General features: G+C 69.8%; 20 protein-coding genes. 5 read left to right on the top strand and 15 right to left on the bottom strand.

Annotation, left to right across the window (positions count from 1 at the left end):
* Positions 1-360: 360 nt before the first annotated feature.
* Entirely contained in the window at positions 361-1,077 is a 717-nt protein-coding gene (locus tag ASF18_RS13730) for a DUF4142 domain-containing protein (protein ID WP_056214300.1), read from the top strand.
* A 77-nt stretch (positions 1,078-1,154) separates the two neighbouring features.
* On the opposite strand, the gene gph is transcribed toward ASF18_RS13730, so the two are convergent.
* Positions 1,155-1,835: a phosphoglycolate phosphatase gene (gene gph / locus ASF18_RS13725; protein ID WP_056215962.1), complete on the bottom strand. Its 681-nt coding sequence runs from the start codon at positions 1,833-1,835 to the stop codon at positions 1,155-1,157.
* A gap of 310 nt (positions 1,836-2,145) precedes the next feature.
* On the opposite strand from gph, the gene ASF18_RS13720 reads away from it, so the two are divergent.
* Entirely contained in the window at positions 2,146-2,667 is a 522-nt protein-coding gene (locus ASF18_RS13720; protein ID WP_056352319.1) for a GcrA family cell cycle regulator, read from the top strand.
* A gap of 89 nt (positions 2,668-2,756) precedes the next feature.
* A complete protein-coding gene (locus ASF18_RS13715) occupies positions 2,757-2,999 on the top strand; it encodes a hypothetical protein (protein WP_056352316.1) in 243 nt (80 codons plus the stop codon).
* A 7-nt stretch (positions 3,000-3,006) separates the two neighbouring features.
* Here the strand turns inward: ASF18_RS13715 and ASF18_RS13710 are convergent, their stop codons facing one another.
* The 11 genes from ASF18_RS13710 to murB form a co-directional block, all read right to left on the bottom strand.
* Complete coding sequence (locus tag ASF18_RS13710; RefSeq protein WP_156389702.1) at positions 3,007-3,216, bottom strand: hypothetical protein; 210 nt, start codon at positions 3,214-3,216, stop codon at positions 3,007-3,009.
* 120 nt (positions 3,217-3,336) lie between these two features.
* A complete protein-coding gene (gene recN / locus ASF18_RS13705) occupies positions 3,337-5,004 on the bottom strand; it encodes a DNA repair protein RecN (protein WP_056352313.1) in 1,668 nt (555 codons plus the stop codon).
* A 142-nt stretch (positions 5,005-5,146) separates the two neighbouring features.
* Complete coding sequence (locus ASF18_RS13700) at positions 5,147-6,025, bottom strand: outer membrane protein assembly factor BamD (RefSeq protein WP_056215974.1); 879 nt, start codon at positions 6,023-6,025, stop codon at positions 5,147-5,149.
* A 221-nt stretch (positions 6,026-6,246) separates the two neighbouring features.
* Positions 6,247-7,194, bottom strand: a complete 948-nt coding sequence (gene lpxC, locus ASF18_RS13695) for a UDP-3-O-acyl-N-acetylglucosamine deacetylase (RefSeq protein WP_056352310.1) — start codon at positions 7,192-7,194, stop codon at positions 6,247-6,249.
* A 329-nt stretch (positions 7,195-7,523) separates the two neighbouring features.
* Positions 7,524-9,320: a cell division protein FtsZ gene (ftsZ, locus tag ASF18_RS13690; protein WP_056215978.1), complete on the bottom strand. Its 1,797-nt coding sequence runs from the start codon at positions 9,318-9,320 to the stop codon at positions 7,524-7,526.
* A gap of 123 nt (positions 9,321-9,443) precedes the next feature.
* Positions 9,444-10,766 (bottom strand): cell division protein FtsA, encoded by a 1,323-nt coding sequence (gene ftsA, locus ASF18_RS13685; RefSeq protein ID WP_056215981.1) that lies wholly within the window; start codon positions 10,764-10,766, stop codon positions 9,444-9,446.
* A 66-nt stretch (positions 10,767-10,832) separates the two neighbouring features.
* Positions 10,833-11,717 carry a cell division protein FtsQ/DivIB gene (locus ASF18_RS13680; RefSeq protein ID WP_244472705.1) on the bottom strand — a complete coding sequence of 295 codons (885 nt, stop codon included), beginning with the start codon at positions 11,715-11,717 and terminating at the stop codon, positions 10,833-10,835.
* A 68-nt stretch (positions 11,718-11,785) separates the two neighbouring features.
* Positions 11,786-12,709 (bottom strand): D-alanine--D-alanine ligase, encoded by a 924-nt coding sequence (locus tag ASF18_RS13675; RefSeq protein WP_056352307.1) that lies wholly within the window; start codon positions 12,707-12,709, stop codon positions 11,786-11,788.
* Positions 12,710-12,747: 38 nt separating this feature from the next.
* Positions 12,748-13,071 (bottom strand): type II toxin-antitoxin system PemK/MazF family toxin, encoded by a 324-nt coding sequence (locus tag ASF18_RS13670; protein ID WP_244472704.1) that lies wholly within the window; start codon positions 13,069-13,071, stop codon positions 12,748-12,750.
* A 37-nt stretch (positions 13,072-13,108) separates the two neighbouring features.
* Positions 13,109-13,342, bottom strand: coding sequence for an AbrB/MazE/SpoVT family DNA-binding domain-containing protein (locus ASF18_RS13665; RefSeq protein WP_056215989.1), 234 nt, complete (start codon positions 13,340-13,342; stop codon positions 13,109-13,111).
* 37 nt (positions 13,343-13,379) lie between these two features.
* Complete coding sequence (gene murB, locus ASF18_RS13660; protein WP_056352303.1) at positions 13,380-14,312, bottom strand: UDP-N-acetylmuramate dehydrogenase; 933 nt, start codon at positions 14,310-14,312, stop codon at positions 13,380-13,382.
* A gap of 34 nt (positions 14,313-14,346) precedes the next feature.
* On the opposite strand from murB, the gene ASF18_RS24765 reads away from it, so the two are divergent.
* On the top strand, positions 14,347-15,081 hold the full coding sequence (locus tag ASF18_RS24765; protein WP_244472703.1) for a hypothetical protein: 735 nt from the start codon (positions 14,347-14,349) through the stop codon (positions 15,079-15,081).
* Here ASF18_RS24765 and murC read toward each other — a convergent pair.
* The 3 genes from murC to ASF18_RS13640 all read right to left on the bottom strand — a co-directional run bounded on the left by murC (position 15,033) and on the right by ASF18_RS13640 (position 18,793).
* On the bottom strand, positions 15,033-16,448 hold the full coding sequence (murC, locus tag ASF18_RS13650; RefSeq protein WP_056215994.1) for a UDP-N-acetylmuramate--L-alanine ligase: 1,416 nt from the start codon (positions 16,446-16,448) through the stop codon (positions 15,033-15,035). The genes ASF18_RS24765 and murC overlap by 49 nt on opposite strands.
* Positions 16,449-16,520: 72 nt before the next feature.
* Complete coding sequence (gene murG, locus ASF18_RS13645) at positions 16,521-17,630, bottom strand: undecaprenyldiphospho-muramoylpentapeptide beta-N-acetylglucosaminyltransferase (RefSeq protein ID WP_056352297.1); 1,110 nt, start codon at positions 17,628-17,630, stop codon at positions 16,521-16,523.
* Positions 17,627-18,793: a putative peptidoglycan glycosyltransferase FtsW gene (locus tag ASF18_RS13640; RefSeq protein ID WP_056215997.1), complete on the bottom strand. Its 1,167-nt coding sequence runs from the start codon at positions 18,791-18,793 to the stop codon at positions 17,627-17,629. The genes murG and ASF18_RS13640 overlap by 4 nt, the downstream gene beginning before the upstream one ends.
* A 528-nt stretch (positions 18,794-19,321) precedes the next feature.
* On the opposite strand from ASF18_RS13640, the gene ASF18_RS13635 reads away from it, so the two are divergent.
* On the top strand, positions 19,322-20,554 hold a 1,233-nt coding region (locus ASF18_RS13635), incomplete at its 3' end, for a methyl-accepting chemotaxis protein (protein WP_244472702.1).

The raw sequence follows: 20,554 nt of genomic DNA, 5'->3' as shown, positions 1-20,554 counted from the left end.
GAAGCCGGCTCGGCGGCGATCCGTACGACGGGCCAGGCCCCCCGGTTGATCCGCGGCTGCCGCGCGACGGTCGGCCCGTCGAACCGGTAGTGGACCATGGCGTCCGGGTCGCCGGTCTTGATCGTGGAGGGCGGCGCGCTGCGGTGCCCCGCGCTGGCGGACGCGACATCCGACGGGCGCACCGCCATCCCCCCTCGGGGAACGGGGCCGCTTTGGAGTCGGGCCGGCGGAATGACACCCCTCCGAACGCAATGCTCCAATGCGACGCAGGGTGGAACGCCCGCTTGGGCCGCGTGTTGCCGCACCGCAAACGATCAACAAGAACGGCGCCGTGCGGGCGCCCCGGAAAGAGACCCTGCCATGACCAAGTCCCTCCTCGCCGCCCTCGGCCTGTCGGTCGCCGCCCTCGCCACTCCGGCGCTCGCCCAGGAGCCCCTGTCGTTCCGCGTCGCGCCGCAATTCGGAGACAACCAGCCGACCGTGACCGACACCTCCGACTTCCGCGCCGCGGCGCTGCGCTCGGATGCCGTCAGCATCGAGTCGAGCCGCATCGCCCTGGAGCGCTCGCGCAACCCGCGCGTCCGTCAGTACGCCCACAACGTCCTGGTCGAGCGTAAGGCCACCACCCAGGCGCTGCTGCCCGAGGGCACCTCGCTGACCGCCGGCGGCACCGTCGTGTCCGACACCCAGCCCTTCGAGACCCGCCTCGACAACCCGATCGGCGTCGTCCTCGCCCCGGTGACGATCTCGGCCACCATCGCCCAACGCGTCGTGGGCGGCGTCCTCGGCGGCGTCGGCCTCGTCGACAACAGCCCCTCGGAGCCGGGCCGCCGCGTCGCCATCGGCGCCGAGGGCCAGGGCCGCATCGACCGTCTGAAGTCCGCCCGCGCGGGCCGCGACTTCGACCGCACCTACGTCGACCAGCAGGCCAACTCGGACGCCCGCACCCTCGGCCTCTACGCCTCCTACGCCCGCAACGGCGACAACGCGCAGGGTCGTGAGTTCGCCAACCAAGCGCTGCCGTACATCGCTGGCGAGCACGCCCACTCCGCCAACCTCGCCGACCGGATCAACTGACCGGCACGCCACGTCGGAATGAGAGAGGGCCGCCCAATGGGGCGGCCCTTTTTCGTGGTCCGCAACCGTCGCTCGCATCAGGCGGCGGGGAGAAGGGCCTCCACGGCGGCGCCGAGATCGTCGAAATGGGCGATGACCCGGTCCGGGCCAAGCTCCGTCACGGGCAGGTCGGTGTAGCCGAAGGGCACCGCCACCACCGGGATCCCGGCAGCCTTGGCGGCATCGATGTCGGCGCGGGAATCCCCCACCATCACGGCCCGGGCCGGATCGCCGCCGGCACGCTCGACGGTCAGGGTGATGTGGCGCGGATCCGGCTTGAAGTACGGGAAAGTCTCGCGGCCGCAGATGGTCGCGAAGCGGTCGGCCACCCCGAGGAGTTCGAGGAGGCGCACGGCCTGGCCCTCGTACTTGTTGGTGCACACGGCGAGGAGGAAGCCGCGGGCGCGCAGGGCGTCCAGAGCCTCGACCACGCCGGGGAACAGGTGCGACTGCTCGCAGAGATGGTCGCCGTAATGGGCGATGAAGTCCGAGAACAGCGCCTCCAGCCGCTCGGTCGACAGCGGCTCGCCGGCCGTGGTGAAACCACGCTGGATCAGGGCCTTGGCGCCTGCCCCGATCATGTCCCGGGCCTGTTCGAGGGGCAGGGCCTGGAGCCCCTCGCGGCGCAGGATCACGTTTAGGGTGCCGATCAGGTCGCCGGCGGTCTCGGCCAGGGTTCCGTCGAGGTCGAAGACGGCGATGGGCGGCAGGGCGGTCATGAACACTCGCAGGGGGTCAGGGGGCGGACGGGAGGGCACGGAGCCGCCGCTCTAGCTTATCCGGGCCGCACGGGCGAGGCCGGCCAGCGCGCGGCCGCCCGGCCTTTGCCGGTGGACAGGTGCGCGGGGTGCCGGGCCTGATCCTGCCCGCACTTGCCTCGGCGTCTCGGCGTCCTGTACGGTTCGCACATCGACGGCCGGGGGGCCGCTGTCCTTCCTGCGATGACGGTCTTGATCTCGGCGCCGCAGGCCCGGTGCAGGGGCGTCACGTGAGCCGAACGGACGGAAGCGGGCGATTTCGGAGGGGGCTATGACGGAAACGGTCCCGGGTTGGTCGGACGAGCGGGTCGATCTCCTGCGCCGGCTGTGGGAGGATGGCCTGAGCGCCAGCCAGATCGCGACGCAGCTCGGCGGCGTGACCCGCAACGCAGTGATCGGCAAGGTCCACCGGCTCGGCCTGTCGGGCCGCGTCAAGGCGTCCGAGACGCCCGGCGTATCGCCCCGCAAGGTCGTGCGCGAGCCGGAGCTGGAGGTCGCGGCACCCGCGATCGTGGCCCCGGACCTCGACGATGCCCCCGTTGCCTTCGAGGCACCCGCGGCCGCACCGGCTGTGGTGCCACCCGTGGCCCTGACGATCTCCCGTCGCGTGACGATCATGGACCTGCGGGAATCGATGTGCCGCTGGCCCATCGGCGATCCGACCTCGCCCGACTTCCACTACTGCGGCGACCGCTCGATCACCGGCCTGCCCTACTGCACCGCCCACGCACAGATCGCCTACCAGCCGGCCGCCGAGCGCAAGCGAGACCGGCGCGTCGGCGGCTTTCGCTGATCCGTCGCGCACAAGCGCGGCACGGTTTCGGGACTTCGCGCGTTGATCTTCGTCGCCGGTCCCCGACCGGCGAGAGAAGGTGACGAGCCGTGACGGAGACGACGACTGCCATCGATGCCGACGAGGCCGCCTTCCTCGACCTGCATGCGCAGCGCGAGGATCTGGAACGCCAATTGTCGTTGGTGCAGTTGCGCCGGCAGTTCGGCCCGGGCCAAGTGGCCGTGGACCAGGCCGCCGACGACGAGAAGGTGTTGCTCCTCAGCCTCGACCGCGTCCTCACCCAGATCCGCGCCGCCGAGTACAAGCGGCAGCCCAATGCGCGGCGCTGGTAGTGGACCCCTAGTCGAGCCGCCGCAGGTCCCGCTCCTTGTGCCGCAGGCGCAGGAGGAGATCGATCTGGCTGTCTGGGATCGGCAGGGTGTCGCAGGTTTCTTCGTAGATCGATCGCAGCGCGGTTCCAAGACGGTACCGCGTGTCGTCGGGCAGGTTGGGCTGACACGCATGCGTCGTGTCCTCCCGCATCTCGCCGTCGCAAACTCTCTGGTCCAACGTCTCAGTCCCTCGTTCGAGCGATCCAACGCCGGCGCCGAAATGGAGCACACTCGCCGTTCAACGAGTGTCGCCCAACATGGTTAAGGAACCGTTAAAGGCCGCGCCGCGCCGTTACGCTCAGACGTCGGCCGCCTGAAGGAGGCGCGCAGCCGCGGCCCGGGCCTCGTCGGTCACCGTCGCGCCGGCCAGCATCCGGGCGATCTCCTCGCGACGCGCCGGGGCTTCAAGGGAGGCGACCCGGGTGGCGACCCGGTCGCTGCCCTTCACGGGGTCCTTGGCGATCAGGAAGTGCGTCTCCGCCCGCGCCGCCACCTGCGGCGCGTGAGTCACAGCCACCACCTGGACCCGAGTGGAGAGGCGCCCAAGCCGGGCGCCGATCGCATCCGCCACCGCCCCGCCGACGCCGGTGTCGATCTCGTCGAAGATCAAGGTCGGCGCGGACCCCTTGTCGGCGAGCACCACCTTCAGGGCGAGCATGAAGCGCGAGAGTTCGCCGCCCGAGGCGACCTTCATCATCGGCCCCGGGCGCGTGCCGGGATTGGTCTGGGCCCAGAACTCCACGCGGTCGTAGCCGGACGGATCGCGGGAGTCCGGATCGGTGGCGATCTCGGTGATGAAGCGGGCGCGCTCCAGCTTGAGCGGAGGCAGCTCGGCCTTCACCGCCGCGTCGAGGGCCTTGGCCGCGCGCTTGCGGCCCTCCGTGAGCTTGGCCGCGGCCTTCGCGTAGGCGGCCTCGGCCGCGGCGAGCGTCGCCTCCAGGCCGCCGAGGGCTTCCTCGCCGGCGTCGATCGCCGCGACGTCCGCGGCGTAGCGCGCGCGCAGGGCCGCGAGGTCGTCCACCGGCACCTGGTATTTCCGCGAGGCGGCCCGAAGGGCGAACAGCCGCTCCTCCACCCGCTCCAGCTCGCGCGGATCGAACTCCGCCTCGCGCAGGGCCACGTCGAGGATGGTGTGGGCCTCGTCGAGGGCGGTCAGGGCGGTGTCGAGGGCGGCGACGCAGGGCTCGACCAGGGCCGGCAGCTGCGCCGCCCGGCGCTCCAGCTTGCGCAGGGCGGAGGAGAGATGGGAAACGATGGGACCGCCCGAAGCCTCGATCGCCTCGTTCAGCTCGCGGGCGACCTTCTCGCTCTGCTGCATCACCGTGCGGCGCTCGGCCAGGGTGGTCTCCTCGCCCGGCTCCGGCGCGAGGATTTCGAGCTCCGCCACGGCATGACGCAGAAAATCGGATTCCTTAGCAGCGGCTTCGACCCGGGCCCGGTGCTCGGACAGGGCGGAGCGGGCGCCCTTCACGCGCTTGGCCGCCTCGGCGACCTGAACCAGTGGGCCCTGCAGGCCCCCGAAGGCGTCCAGGATGGCGCGGTGGGTGGTGGGATCGGCCAGGGCCCGGTCGTCGTGCTGCCCGTGGATCTCCACGAGGGCCGCGCCGATGGCCCGCAGGACCTGGACGCCGACGGCCTGGTCGTTGACGAAGGCGCGCGTGCGCCCGTCCGCCATCTGCACGCGACGCAGGATGAGATCGCCCTCGGTGTCGATTTCCGCCTCGGCGGCGAGCGCCCGGGCCGGATGATCGAGGGGCACGTCGAACACGGCCGTGACGGCACCCTGCCCCTCCCCGTGACGCACGAGGCGGCCGTCGCCGCGGCCGCCGAGGGCCAGCGCGAAGGCGTCGAGCAGGATCGACTTGCCTGCGCCCGTCTCGCCGGTGAGGACGCTGAGGCCCTCGCGGAAGTTCAGGACGAGCTTGTCGATGAGAACGATGTCGCGGATCGCGAGCTGGCTCAGCATGCCGCGTCTGAGGTCCCGTTGTGAAGCCTGGCGCTGTCCTTACGGCGAAGTGCCGCCGGCTTCACGCAAAAAGATGCCGCCCCCACCGGGAGCGGCCAAGCGGCGCTCGGAACGCCGAACGGGCGCCGGAGCGGCGCCGGGATTACTGGGCCTCGGCGGTGCGCCCGATGACGCCGCGATAGACCTTGCTGATCCACGAGGTCTTCTCCTCGCGCGGCTCGAGACCCCCGTTCTGCAGGAGCGCGTGGGCATCCTTGTACCAGGGGCTGTCGGGGAAGTTGTGGCCGAGCACGGCGGCGGAGGTCTGGGCCTCCTGAGTCAGGCCAAGGGCCATGTAGGCCTCGGTCAGGCGCTCCAGGGCCTCTTCGGCGTGACGGGTCGTCTGGTACTTGCTGACCACGTCGCGGAACCGGTTGATCGCGGCCGGGAAGTTGCGGCGCTCGAGGTAGAAGCGCCCGACCTCCATCTCCTTGCCGGCGAGCTGGTCTCGCGTGATCTGGATCTTGGCCTTGGCGTCGGCCGCGTATTCGGAGGTTGGGTACTTCTGGACGAGCTCCTGCAGGCCGGCGAGCGCCTTCTCGGAGCGGTCCTGGTCGCGGGTCACGTCGGGGATCTGCTTGTAGTGCGACATCGCCATCAGGTACTGGGCGTAGGCCGCGTCCTTGCTCGCCGGATGGCGCTGCAGGTAGCGCTTCGAGGCGTTGATCGCGTCGTCGTACTTCGCGCCCTCGTAATTCGCGTAGGCCGTCATCAGCAGCGCTTTGCGCGACCAGTCGGAATAGCTGTAGGCCTTGTCGAGTTCGCCGAACTTCTTCGAGGCGCCCTCGTAGTCCTTGTCTTCCATCCGCGCCAAGCCCTCGCTGTAGAGCTTGTCGGCGGGAACATCCGGAACCACTTCCGGCTTGTACTTCTCGGCGAAGGGATTGATCGAGTCGAGGGCGTCGCATCCGCCGAGGCCGAGGCCGAGGACGGACACCAGCACGGCCGCCATCGCACCGCGGTTGGGATGAGTAAGGCGCATTCCGGTGTTCCCCCAACAGACGGGTCCGTTCTCGGACTCGCGTCGTCAAGCCATCACAAAGGTCGGTCGCGTGGCTGACGGCCTCATGCCACGATCCGGGTGCGCTGCACACCGGACGGACGTCCCGTTTCACGCTCGATTCACCGTGGAGCGCGATTTGGGCGCGAAAGCGGCGGGCGGGCCACGCCCTGGACAGAAACGACGGCTGTGTGTCGGTGGCGCTACAGATCGCCCACGAAGGCGGCGATGCCGAGGCTGGCGCCGAACTCGGTCAGGCTGGCCTCGCGGCGGGCGCCGGGGGCCTCGACGATGGCGTAGTTGGCGCGATCGGAGAACAGGGCGGTGAGGACGCCGACATTCATGCGGTGACCGCCGCAATAGGAGCGGTAGCCGCCCTGGAGCGGGAGACCCGAGAGGGCGAGATCGCCCACGGCGTCGAGGAACTTGTGCCGGACGAACTCGTCGGCGTAGCGCAGGCCCTCGGGGTTCACGACGGCGGTCTCGCCGACCGCGACGGTGTTCTCGAGGGATGCGCCGAGGGCGAAGCCCGCCTTCCAGTAGCGCTCGACGTCCCGCATCATGCCGAAGGTGCGGGCTCCGGCGATCTCGCGACGGTAGGCGGAGGGGGTGAGGTCCATCGCCTTGCGGCTCCGGCCGATCACCGGGTTCTCGAAATCGATCTCGACGTCGAGGCGGAAGCCCCGGTCGATGGGGCGGAGCTCGGCGAAGGCCCGGCCGACCTCGATGCGGACGGAGCGGAGGACCTTGATCCAGCGCTTGGCGGCGCCGCAGGTCGCGGTGCCGACGGCGTCGATGGCCTGTACGTAGGGGAGCGCGCTGCCGTCGAGGATGGGCATCTCTGGGCCGTCGATCTCGACGAGGACGTTGTCGATCCCGAGACCGTAGAGCGCCGACATCAGGTGCTCGATGGTGGCGACCGCGCCGCTCTCGACGTCACCGATGACGGTGCAGAGTTCGGTGGCGGAGACGCAGGCGTGATGGGCCTTGATGAGCCGGTCGTTACCGGTGGGCATTCCGGTGCGAAGGAAGGCGATGCCGTGGTTGGCGGGCGCCGGATGCAGCGTGATCTCGACCGGGTTCCCGGAATGGACGCCGATGCCGCTCAGGGTCGCGGGGGCTTTGAGTGTCGTCTGTTGGTTCGTTCGCATTCCATAGCCCTCGGCCGTGATCGGGCGCGCCCATCCCGTCGGGATGGGCCCTGCGCCCCTTGCGATCCGTCCGCTGCTTGAAGCCCCTGCCGGCGTCTGATGGCCGAAACCACCGCGCCTTGTCGTTCCAAAATTCGTATAGCCGCGCCTCCAAGGCAGGCCAAATCACGGATTCTTACGCTGTGTTACAGCCGCGGTTTCCACCAGCGAATCCGAATCTCGTTTTGGAACAACGGTTTAACAATAGGCATAGCCCGGAGCCGCGAGGCTCCGGGCCTGTGGCTGAAATATCTCAGCCTTGGCGTTGACGCGTCCGCCGGACCCCGGTTTCAGTTCGCCTGGCGGCGCAGGAAGGCCGGGATCTCGAGCTGGTCGTCGTCCATCATGCGGGCCTGGGGAGCGACGCGACCCTGAGGATCGAGGTTGCCCTGGGCCGGGCGGTAGGCCGGGGGAGCCTGCACGGGAGCGCGCTTGGCGTAGTCCGCGGGCGGGGCGGCCTGCGGGACCGGGGCGGCGGGCGCCCGCATCTGCGGAAGCGGCGCGGCCTCGACCTCCTCACGGCGTCCGCCGAAGCCCACCGTCGCGAGACGGCGCAGCAGCGTCATGCGCTTGGAATCGCCGGCCGGCTCGGCCGGCTGCTCCTCGCGGGCCCGGAGCTGGGCCTGGGCGGGAAGCGGCAGGTCCTGGATCTGCGGCATGCGCGGGGCGCGGGCCACGGCCACGGCCGGCCGGGGCGGCACGAACGGGCCGGCGGCATGCTGGGGCGCGGGCTCGGGAGCCGGCATCGGTGCGGGCTCGTAGGACATGGCGGCGCGCGGCTGGGTCTGCGTCAGCATCACCTCGTCGCGCATCACCGGGGCCTGGGGCAGCTCGACCCGCATCGGCTCGGGGGCGAGGGCCATCGGCTCGGGGGCGCGCAGGGCCTGCTGCACCGGAGCCTGGACCGGAGCGGCCTGGATCGGGGCGGCCTGCAGCGACGCCGGAGCGGCGGGCTGCGCGGCCGGGGCCGCTACGGCTCCGTCCTGTCCGACGGGGCGAAAGGTCGACGCGGGCTGTGCGGCCCGCGCCCTCGCTTCCGCACGCAGACGCTCGGCGACCTCGGCGATGCGCTGCTCGGTCTGGACGATGTCGGGGTTGTTCTGCGAGTTGGCGGCGATCAGCGCCGGCTCGATGCCGGTGGCGACCACGGACACCCGGATGATGCCGTCGAGGCTCTCGTCAAAGGTGGCGCCCAGGATGATGTTGGCGTCCGAATCGACCTCCTCGCGGATGCGGGTGGCGGCCTCGTCGAGCTCGTAGAGGGTGAGGTCGTTGCCGCCGGTGATCGAGATCAGCAGGCCGCGCGCGCCCTTCATCGAGACGTCGTCGAGGAGCGGGTTGGCGATGGCGGCCTCGGCGGCCCGGTTGGCGCGGTTCTCGCCCGAGGCCTCGCCGGTGCCCATCATGGCCTTGCCCATGCCGCGCATGATGGCCCGGACGTCGGCGAAGTCGAGGTTGATCAGGCCTTCCTTGACCATCAGGTCGGTGATGCAGGCGACGCCCGAGTACAGCACCTGGTCGGCCATCGCGAAGGCGTCGGCGAAGGTGGTCTTCTCGTTGGCGACCCGGAACAGGTTCTGGTTCGGGATGACGATCAGGGTGTCGACGGCGGCCTGGAGCTCCTGGATGCCGGCCTCGGCGGTGCGCATGCGGCGCACGCCCTCGAACTGGAACGGCTTCGTCACGACGCCGACGGTGAGGATGCCCATGTCACGGGCCGCACGGGCGATGACGGGGGCCGCGCCGGTGCCGGTGCCGCCGCCCATGCCGGCGGTGATGAAGCACATGTGGGCGCCGGAGAGCTGGTCACGGATCTCGTCGATGACCTCGTCGGCGGCGGCCGAGCCGACCTCGGGGTGCGAGCCGGCGCCGAGGCCCTGCGTCACGCCGAGGCCCATCTGGATCACGCGCTCGGCCTTCGAGGAGGTCAGCGCCTGGGCGTCGGTGTTGGCGACCACGAATTCGCAGCCCAGCAGGCCGGATTCGATCATGTTGTTGACGGCGTTGCCGCCGGCTCCGCCGACACCGAAGACGGTGATGCGGGGCTTGAGTTCCCGGATATCCGGCGCCTGCAGACTGATGGCCATGGTGTCGAGCCTCTCGTGCCTTTCACGTTTCGTTTGACGCCTCGGTTGAGGAAGGCGCCGATTCTCGTCTGGCCGTTCGCACCCACCCCGATGTGTGGGGTTTGGGGCGCGACGGCGGTCGTCTCAGAAACTCTCGCGGATCCAGCGTCCGACGCGCGAGAGGTAGCCGTCCGTTCCCGTGCCGGCGAAGGCTCCGTGGCCCCGCGGCTCGAAATGCTCCGCATGCGCCACCTGCGGGTAGACCAGGAGGCCCACCGCCGCGGAGAAGGCGGGTCCCTTGGCGGCCTCCGGCAGGCCGCGGATGCCGAGCGGCCGGCCGATGCGGACCTGGCCCTCCATCACCCGGCGGGCGACCTCCGGCAGACCGACGAGCTGGCTCGCGCCTCCCGTCAGCACCACTCGCCGCCCGGCCTGGGCCGAGAAGCCGGCGGCCCGGAGGCGGTCGCGCACCAGTTCCACCACCTCCTCGACGCGCGGGCGGATGATCCGCACGAGCTGCGAGCGCGGCACGTGGTTGGGGGCATCGCCCTCGTCCTCGCCCACCCCGTGGACCGCGATCATGTCGCGCTCGTCGGAGGCGGTGGCGATGGCCGAGCCGTAGAGGGTCTTGAGGCGCTCGGCCGCGGCGACCCGGGTGGAGAGGCCGCGGGCGATATCCATGGTGACGTGGTGGCCGCCGACCGCCACGGCGTCCACGTGGACGAGGTGGCCGCCGGAGAAGACGCCGACGCTGGTGGTGCCGCCGCCCATGTCGACCACGGCGACGCCCATCTCGGCCTCGTCGTCGACCAGGGCTGAGAGCCCGGCGGCGTAGGGGGTGGCGATCACCGCCTCGACGCCGAGGTGGCAATGCTCGACGGCGAGCATGAGGTTGCGGGCGGCGGCCGCCTCGCCGGTGACCACGTGGAGGTCGACCCCGAGGGCGTCGCCCATCATGCCCGACGGATCGATGACCGTGCCCTGGCCGTCGATGGCGTAGCCGGTGGGCAGAGCGTGGAGCACCGCCCGGCCGGGGCTGACGCCGTGCGCGGAGGCGGTCTCCAGCACGCGCTCCACGTCGGAGCCCGTGACGGTGCCGGTGCGGGTGCCGACGCGCGCCTCGAAGTGCTGCGAGCCGATCCGGCCGCCGGACATGTTGACGATGACCGACTGCACCTCGACCTTCGCCATCCGCTCGGCGGCGTGGACCGCCTGGCGGATCGCGCCCTCGGCGGCCTCGAGGTCGACGATGACGCCGCCCTTGAGACCCTGCGAACGCTGGTGGCCGATGCCGATGACGCGGGCGAAGTGGGTGCGCCCGCGCAGGGTGGTGAGGGCCTCGGCCGGCTGAAGCTCGGCGATGAGGCAGACGACCTTGCTCGTTCCGATGTCGAGCACCGAGAGGGTGGTGCTGCGCCGGGCGGAGAGAGGCTTCAGGCGTGGGGTGAGGCCGTGCGGGTCGTGCATCGGGCTACCGGGCGGAGGAGGTGAAACGGGGACGGGACGCGGGATGCGCCGGACGGATCGTGCGGCTCATGTGCTGGTCCCCTTGGGCTTGGACTTCTTCTGGGATTCGGCGCGGGCCGCGGCCGCCTCCTCGGTGAGCCGCACCACCACCCGGTCGGGCATGCGAAGGTCCACCGCGATGATGTCCTTCTCGAGGATGCGGTTGTCGCGCTCGAGCTTGACCAATCGAGCCAGGGCCTCGGTGGCGCCCGTCTCGGGCAGGCGGATGTCGACGCCGTCGAGCTTGAGCGTCCAGCGCCGTCCGGACACGTAGGTGCCGGCCTTGACCCGCTCGGCCAGGGCGCCGGCCGCCTCGATCAGGGCGAGGTAGTCCTTGAGCTTGAGGTTGGCGTCGTCACCGACCACGAGGGGAAGCGCGGCGTAGCGGTCGTCGCGCATCTGGTCGATCACCGTGCCGTCGGCGGCGATCACGGCGATCTCGCCGTTGCGCTGCCAGAGGGCGGCGGGCTCGCGCTCGACCTGGGTGATGACGATCTCGTTCGGATAGACCTTGCGCACGGAGGCACTCGCGATCAGCGGCACCGCCAGCAGGCGCTCGCGGGCCTCCGCCACGTCGAGGAAGACCACCGAGGAGTGGCCGTCGATGCCGGCGGCCTGCAGCACCTCGCGTTCGTAGAGCCGGGCGATGCCCGAGATGGTGACGCGCTCGACGCCGAAGCCGGCGATCCGCGCCGCGATGTCGAGGGGGCGGCCGTGCTCGGCCACGAAGCGGTCATAGGCGCCGCTGCCGATGAAGCCGGCGAGGGCGAGGGCGGCGAAGGAGACCGAGAAGGCCGCCGTCCCGAGGTGGCGCGGGACGCGGCGCTCGATCGGGACCGCGAGGCGGGAGCGCCGACCGGGCGGCGTGAAGCGGCGCAGGCGCGCCGCCAGCGCGGACCGGACCGAACGCACGGTGCCGGCGGCCGGACCCGGCAGGCCCGACCCGGGGAGGCCGTGGCCGCCGAGCGGGCCTTCGGCCCCTAGCGGCCCAACGTTGCGTCCTCCACCATCCATTGAACGAGCTCACCGAAACTATAGCCCGCATGGGCTGCCATCTCCGGGACCAAGCTCGTCTTCGTCATGCCGGGTTGCGTGTTGACCTCCAGCACGACGAGGGCACCGGTTCCCCCCGGTGTGTCGTCGTAGCGAAGGTCCGCACGGCTGATGCCCCGGCACCCGAGTGCTTGATGCGCCGTTAACGACAACTCTTGGACACGCTGGTAAAGATTTGGTTTAATTTCTGCCGGGAGGACGTGGATCGACCCCCCCTCGGCGTACTTCGCGTCGAAGTCGTACCACTCCCCCGAAGCGGGCTTGATCTCGATCACCCCGAGGGCCCGCTCGCCCATCACGGCGCAGGTCAGCTCGCGCCCGGCAACGTAGGTTTCCGCAAGGATTTCATCGCCATAGCCCCAATCCGCGCGGCCCACTTCCTGGGGCGGATGGGAGCGTCCGTCGCGCACGATGATGACCCCCATGGAGGAGCCCTCGGCCACCGGCTTGAGCACGTAGGGCGGCGTCAGCACGTGTGACTTTGCGGCCTCATGACGGTTAACGACGCGGCCCTCCGGGACGCTGACGCCGGCCGCCCGCATGACCACTTTGGCACGCTCCTTGTGCATCGCCAGAGCCGAGGCCAGCACGCCGGAATGGGTGTAGGGGATGCGCAGCAGCTCCAGCAGGCCCTGGATCGTGCCGTCCTCGCCCGCGGGCCCGTGCAGCGCATTGAATGCCACGTCGGGCCGCAGGTCGGTGAGCACCGTCGCGATGTCCGGCTGGACGTCGACCCGCGTGACGCGGAAGCCCTGCCCCTCCAGGGCATCGGCGCAGGCATGGCCCGAATTCAGCGAGACCGGTCGCTCGGAGGACCACCCGCCCATGAGGACGGCGACGTGCTTGGACATGGGGACTCCTGGGAATTGCGCGGACATGGGTTGCGTCGTCACGCCGGCCTTCGCGGGCCGATCCGGTCGTTGATCGCATCGAAAACCGCGCCGGCCGCGACCGGCGGCAATGTTCCGATCCGCTTGAGGATGCGAGCCGGTTCGATGCAGGCCAGCTTGATGGGTCTGATGACCGAAGGAGCATCAAGCCCGGCAGCAGCAAGATCGTCGATCGCTTGATCGCCCCCCATGGCGGGGTTGTTCGCGCTGGTGATCATGGCGATCCAGACGAATCCCGCCTCGGCAACGGCCTCCCCCGAGACCACGACGGCCGGGCGACGCTTCTCAGCCAAACGGTCTGAATAGGGAAACGGTACGACCACCACGGTCCCTGCGGGGAACGTGCATCCGCCTGGGTCCCTAGAGATTGCCATAGGCTTCTTCGTCGGCGGCACCGGCCCATTCCGTGAATGTCACGAAGGGATCTTCACCCTCGGGCCGCGCCTTCTCGATACGAATGCCGTCCCGGGTGATCACGTAGCGAAGGCGATCGCCCGGGCCGATGCCGAGGCGTTCGCGGACTTCGGCCGGGAGCACGGTCTGGCTCTTCACGGAGACCTTCGAATAGGCCGTCAGAACGTCCCGTCCGGTCATCGAGTTCTCCCCGTCGCCCAGCTTACGTCTTACCGTCTTACGCCGCCCGTGTCGATAATCCGATGCGCTTGATCTCCCAGTGGAGTTCGACGCCGGAGGTCTCGCGCACGCGCCGGCGTACCTCCTCGCCGAGCCCCTCGATGTCGGCCGCCGTGGCGTTGTCGCGATTGATCAGGAAATTGCAGTGCATCTCCGAGACCTGTGCGCCGCCGACCGTCAGGCCGCGGCAGCCGGCCGCGTCGACGAGTTGCCAAGCCTTGCCCCCGGGCGGGTTCTTGAAGGTGGAGCCGCCGGTGCGCTCGCGGATCGGCTGGGCCGCCTCGCGCGCCGCCGTCACCCGCTCCATCTCGGCCTCGATGGCCGCCCGCTCGCCGGGGCTCCCGCGGAACACCGCATGCGTGAAGATCACGTCGTCGGGGGCGCCGCTGTGCCGGTAGGTGAAGCCCATCTCCGCATGGGTGAAGCGACGCGCCTCGCCCCGGCGGTCGATGCCGTGGGCCTCCACCAGCACGTCGGTGGTCTCGCCCCCGTGGGCACCGGCATTCATGCGCAGGGCGCCGCCGACCGAACCGGGAATGCCGCGGAAGAACGCCAGCCCGTCGAGCCCGGCCTCCGCCGCCGCCTTGGCGAGGCGCATGTCCGGCACGGCGGTGCCGACACGCAGGGTCTCGCCGTCGATCGCCACCATGCCAAAAGCCCGGCCGCCGAGGCGCACCACGACGCCGGGCACGCCGCCGTCACGGACGATGAGGTTCGAGCCGAGGCCGATCACCGTCACGGGTATTTCCGGATCGAGGGCCGAGAGCAGAAGGCCGAGGTCCTCCGCGTCGGCCGGGGTGAACAGCACCTGCGCCGGGCCGCCGACCCGGAACCAGGTCAGGTCCGAGAGCGGCTGGTTGGCGATGAGCCGCCCGCGCAGGGCCGGCGCCCGGGCGCGGATGTCGGGCGTGATGTCCGGGAAGGCGGTCATTGGGCGGGTGCTTTTCAGTTGAAACGACTATCGGTTGCAGGACGACGAGCGGGAGCGTGCGCTAGGCCGGACGATCGGTTCCACACGCCCGGCGGCGCGCGCTCTGATCCGGATGCCGCCCAGGACAGAGGCGCTCATCCGCGGGAAGCTGCGCCTTCTCGCTGAGAGACCGGATGCGCTCGCCAACAACATCAAGGCTCTGAGGGGTACGCAGGGATATCACCTTCGGATCGGCGACTGGCGGGTGATCTTCACGATCGCGCCGGTCGGATCATGGTGCCCGACATCGGCCCGCGCGGCTCGATCTACGGCTAGGAAGATCGGCATGACCATCGTGCGCACCAAGACGCCCTCGGGCGAAGCCATCGTGATCCTGCCGGAGGCCGATTTCCAGCGGCTCGTCGCTCTGGCCAAAGATGCGACGGGCGCGCGTACGCTGCAGGCCTCGCAGGCGCGACTGGCGAGCGGCGCGGACGAGATCCCGAGTAAGTCTGACCTCGATGCCGTGCGCCGGGCTCCGCGCCCCCTCCCCTTCTGGCGAAAGCGCCCGGACATGACGATGGCCGCCCTAGCCAGCCTCGGCGGGATCACCGAGTCCCTCCTGTCGGCGATGGAACGGGGTGAGCGCACGGCCGACCTCATTGTTTATCGCACCCTCGCGTGCGCTGGACGTCGACCCGGAGGATCTGATTCCGGACGGTGCCGACCCGTAGGCCGGTTTCACGCCGTCACGCCGTCCAGGGCCGCGAGTTCGCCCGGCAGGGCGTAGGCCCATTGCGTGATGTTGCCGGCGCCGAGGCAGACGACGTAGTCGCCGGGCTTGGCGCGGCCGGCGACGATGCCGGCGAGGTCCTCGGAGCGCTGCAGCGCGATGGCGTCGCGGTGGCCGCGCGACTTCAGACCCGAGACCAGCCCGTCGCGGTCCATGCCCTCGATCGGCGCCTCGCCCGCCGCGTAGACGGGGGCGACGATGACCGTGTCGGCATCGTTGAAGCAGGTGCAGAAATCGTCGAACAGCGAGGCGAGGCGCGTGTAGCGGTGCGGCTGCACGATGGCGATGACGTTGCCCTCGGTGGAGGCGCGGGCGGCCTTGAGCACCGCCTTGATCTCCACCGGATGGTGTCCGTAATCGTCGAAGATCAGGGCGCCGTTCCACACGCCGGTCCGGGTGAAGCGGCGCTTCACCCCGCCGAAGCCGGCCAGTGCCTTGCGGATCGCCTCCGGCTCGACCCCGAGCTCGTGCGCCACGGCGAGCGCCGCGGTGGCGTTCAGGGCGTTGTGCTTGCCCGGCATCGGCAGGACGAGATCCTCCATCTCGAGACGGAAGCCGGGGCGGCGGTCGCGGATCATCACGCGGAAGCGGCTCTGGCCGCCGCGCAGGTCCACATCGATGAGCCGGACATCGGCCTGCGGGTTCTCGCCGTAGGTGATGATGCGGCGGTCCTCGATGTGCCCGACGAGGTCCTGCACGATCGGGTGGTCGATGCACATCACCGCGAAGCCATAGAACGGGATGTTGTCGATGAAGCGCCGGAAGGCGTCCTTGACCGCCTCGAACGAGCCGAAATGGTCGAGGTGTTCGGGGTCGATGTTGGTGACGATGGCGACATCGGCCGGGAGCTTCAGGAAGGTGCCGTCTGATTCGTCGGCCTCCACCACCATCCACTCGCCCTCGCCCATGCGGGCGTTGGTGCCGTAGGCGTTGATGATGCCGCCGTTGATCACGGTGGGGTCAAGGTTGCCGGCATCCAGCAGGGTGGCGACGAGGGAGGTCGTCGTCGTCTTGCCGTGGGTGCCCGCGATGGCGACGCAGGACTTGAAGCGCATCAACTCGGCCAGCATCTCGGCCCGGCGCACCACCGGCAGGCGGCGCTCGCGGGCGGCGACGAGCTCGGGATTGTCGCGGCGGATCGCGGTGGAGACCACCACCAGGGCGGCCTCCTCGACGTTGCCGGCCTCGTGGCCGATGAAGGTGCGCATGCCCTTCTCGGAGAGGCGCCGGACATTGGCGTTGTCGTTGGCGTCCGACCCCTGCACGGTGTAGCCGAGGTTGTGCATCACCTCGGCGATGCCGGACATGCCGATGCCGCCGATGCCGATGAAGTGGATGGGGCCGAGCTTGTCGGGCAGCTTCATGGGAAGGACCAGTCTCAGGGGCGTCGGGGGTCCGGACGAACCGGCCCGAAGGGGATCAATCGGCGGACGCCGTCAGGTGCGGGCCGCCGTCGCGAGGACGATGTCGGCGAGCCGCTCGGCCGCGTCGTGAATTCCAGCGCTTTTGGCGGCTGAGGCCGCCGCGGTCAATTTTCCGGGATTGGTGAAGAGGTCGACCAGCTCCGCGGTGAGCCGGTCCGGCGTGAAGGCGGATTGCGGAATCGCCTGCGCGGCGCCGATGGCGGCCAGCGTCGCGGCGTTGGCCGCCTGATCCTGGTCGAGGGCGCCGGGGAGCGGCACCAGGATGGCGGGCCGTCCGATGGCGGCGAGTTCCGAGACCGTGGACGCGCCGGACCGGCCGATGACGAGGTGCGCCGCCGCCATGCGGGCCGGCAGGTCCTTGAAGAAGGGCGCGGCCTCGAAGCCCGCGAGCCCGAGGCCGAGATAGAGATTCTGGACCTGCGTCAGGTCCTCGGCCCGCACCTGCTGCACGAGGTGGAGCCGGGCGCGCAGATCGGCGGGCAGGTTGGCGATGGCGGCCGGAACGACTTCGCCCATCACCCGGGCGCCCTGGCTGCCGCCGAAGACGAGGAGGTGCAGGGGATCGCCGGCACCGGCCGGCGGATAGGCGACCTTCGCGGCCGCGAGCACCGCCGGGCGCAGCGGGTTGCCGGTGTGGGTCCGGGGTGCCAGCGCCTTGGCCGGCACGCCCCGGACCTCGCGGAAGCCCGTGGCGATGGCGCGGGCGCCCCGCGCCAGGAAGGCGTTGGCCCGACCCATCACGGCGTTCTGCTCGTGCAGGATGGTGGGGACGCGCAGGATCTGCCCCGCCAGCATCGGCGGCACCGTGGGATATCCGCCGAAACCCACGATGGCGGCCGGATCGATGCGCCGGATCTCCCGCGCGGCGACACCGAAGCCCCGGCCGAGGGTGAGGAGCGCGCCGGCGCGCCTGATCGGGGAGCGTCCCGAGGGCGTCGCGGACGCGATGGTGACGATCTCGGAGGCGGGGAAGCCGGTGGCGATGGAGTCCACCCGGGCATCGGTGGCGAGCACGACCCGCACGCCGCGGGCGCGCAGGGCGTAGGCCAGGCTCTCGGCGGGAAACAGGTGCCCGCCCGTGCCCCCGGCACAGAGCAGGATCGTGGCGGTGGCAACGGTCAACGCATCACTCCGGCGATCGTCGCCGGGGCGGTGCCCGGCGGCTTCTGGCTCAGGGTGGTGGTCCGGGGGCGCTTGCGGGTCAAGGCCACGAGGAAGCCCATGCCGAGGGCGAGCGAGATCAGCGACGAGCCGCCGTAGGAGACGAAGGGCAGCGTCATGCCCTTGGCGGGCATCAGCCGGACGTTCACCGCCATGTTGATGCAGGCCTGGAGGCCGAACAGGGTGGTGAGGCCCGTGATCGCCAGCCGCGAAAAGGTGTCGTCGGTGCGCCGGGCCAGCTTCAGGCCGCGCATGACGATGTAGGCGAACAGGAGGACGAGGCCGAGGCACACAACGGTGCCGAACTCCTCGCCCGTCACCGAGAAGATGAAGTCGGTGTGGGCGTCGGGCAGGTGGCGCTTGGCGACGCCCTCCCCCGGACCGGTGCCGAACCAGCCACCCGAATTGAACGATTGCCGGGCCCAGAAGCCCTGGAAGTTGTCACCGGAATCGCTGTCGAGGAAGCGATCGATGCGCTCGCGCACGTGGTGCAGGAAGCGGTAGGCGGCGGCCACGCCGATGAGGCCGCCGGCGCCGAGGCCCGCCACCCAGAACCAGTGCAGGCCGGCCACGAAGAACAGCGCGCACCACACGATGGTGATGAGCATGGTCTGGCCGAAATCGGGCTGCAGCACGAGGGGCACGATGGTGACCGGCAGGAGCAGGATCGCCAGCAGGCCGCCCGGCATGTCGCGGCGCTGCGCGCCCTCCGAGAAGGCCCAGGCCGCCACCACCACGAAGGCGGGCTTGACGAATTCCGAGGGCTGGATGCCGATGGCGCCGAACTGGATCCAGCGGTGCGCGCCCTTGATCTCCGGCCCGAACTTGCTCGCCAGGATGCAGAGCGCGACGCCCATCATCCAGGTGAAGAGCGCGACGCGGCGGATGTGGCGCAGGGACAGGAACGAGACGCCGACGATGATGAGGATCGTGGGCGCGAGGTAGAGCGCCTGCCGGTTGAGGAAGTGGAAGGTCGGCAGGCCGATCTTCTCGGCCACGGGCGGCCCGCCGCCCATGAGGAAGACCAGGCCCGCCACCATGAGCGCGCCGAGGCCGGCCAGCAGGCCGCGGTCGACGGTCCACCACCAGTCCGTCAGGGGCGTGCGTTCGGCGCGGGACATCATGGGATCAGCGCTCTCCGGGGCCTCACGGCGCCCGGGCAGGGCAGCCGATCGCGGCCGGCGGCGGCAGGCCGGCACGGGACCGATCCTGTGCCGGAATGGTAAACCAAGTGTTGCGATGCGCCGTCGAAGCCTCGCGTGTCCCGAGGGTCACGTCGTTAGGATACCCGGCCGTTCGAGATGATCTGACGACGGCTCCAGCGCATTCAAAAAACCCTCTTCAGCAATGTCCTTCTTGCCGAGCCAGGAACACCCACCGAACCCGAGATCTCGCAGAAGGCAGCGCACGGGAACTCTTCCGTTCCATGACCCTATCTCCAAATCAGAACATCTGAACTCATCCTGCGGTGAATAATAACCTTGCTGAACTCATCCTTCTAGGATCTGTACCATAACAACACTATTATCGATCTTTGAATAATCAAACCTCATTTAAACATATAAATTGCGAATATTAACTGTTATTTAACTGTCAAATGAGATCCGTGAAGAAACAAATATGATCCTCCATTTGCAGAGGCGGGATGCGTGATGAGGACGTTCAATAATCTAAGCCTCCTGGTAAAGATCATCATTCCGTTCGCCATGACGGCACTGGTCGCCGTAGGTCTTGTGATCTACGCCCGTCATGCGCTGTCCCGGATTGCGGACCAGACACGGGAGATCGTCCAGGTGCAGATGGCACGGCAGAGCTACGCTCTCGGCCTGCAGATCACCTTGACGGAAGCCGCACTCCAGAATCGCAACATCCTGATCGATCCGACCGGTCCGAGAAGCCACGACTTCAAGTCCCGGCAGGCCATCGCCATCAAGGCGACCTACGCGGCACAGGCCAGCCTTGCCGCCCTGGCGGATACGTCCGATCGCGTCGCGGCGAACGCCGAGCTTCGACGGGGGTTGGAGGTCTACTTCGCCGTTCTGAACCGCTCCTCCGAGGCCGCCCTGAACAACGATCCCGCGACCGGAAACAGGATCGCCCAGACAGAAGCGACACCGTTGCGGGCCAAGCTGCGCGAGGAGGCGAATCAGCGGATCGCCCTCATCGACGCGGAATTGAAGGCGAGCGCCGTCAACGCCGACGAGATCGTCAGAAGCACCACGACCACGCTGGTGGCGTCGGCCGTCGTCGGGCTGCTGGCCGCCCTGGGCAGCGCCGGCCTGATCGTGATCTTCGCGATCACCCGTCCGGCCACCGTTATGGGCGCCGCGATGGGCCGTCTCGCGAGCGGCGACCTGACCGTCAGCGTCGAGGGCATGGCGCGCAAGGATGAGATCGGCCTGCTGGCGCGCTCCCTGGAAGTCTTCAAGCGCAACGCGATCGACGCGCGTCAGCTGGCGGCCGAGCAGGACGCCGAGAACCAGGCGAAGATCCGCCGGGCCGAAGTGCTCGACGGGCTGACGAAGCGCTTCGAGGCCAACGTCTCGCACCTCACGCAGGGACTGGCGGGGGCGGCCACCGAGATGGAGGCCACCGCCCAGTCGATGGCCTCCACGGCGGATCAGTCGATCCGGCAGGCGACGACGGTGGCGAGCGCGGCGGAAGAGACCTCGGCCAACGTCCACACGGTCGCGGCCGCCAGCGAGGAGATGTCCGCCTCGATCCAGGAGATCGTGACCCAGGTCAGCCAATCCTCCGGCATGGCCAACCAGGCCGTGGAGGACACGCACCGCACCGAGGCGACCGTGAAGCGGCTGACCGAGGTTGCGTCCAGCATCACCGACGTCGTCGCCATGATCACGAACATCGCGGGCCAGACCAACCTG

Source organism: Methylobacterium sp. Leaf89, from assembly GCF_001422215.1.
Taxonomy (GTDB): domain Bacteria; phylum Pseudomonadota; class Alphaproteobacteria; order Rhizobiales; family Beijerinckiaceae; genus Methylobacterium.
This window is presented reverse-complemented; position numbering and strand designations above follow the sequence as displayed.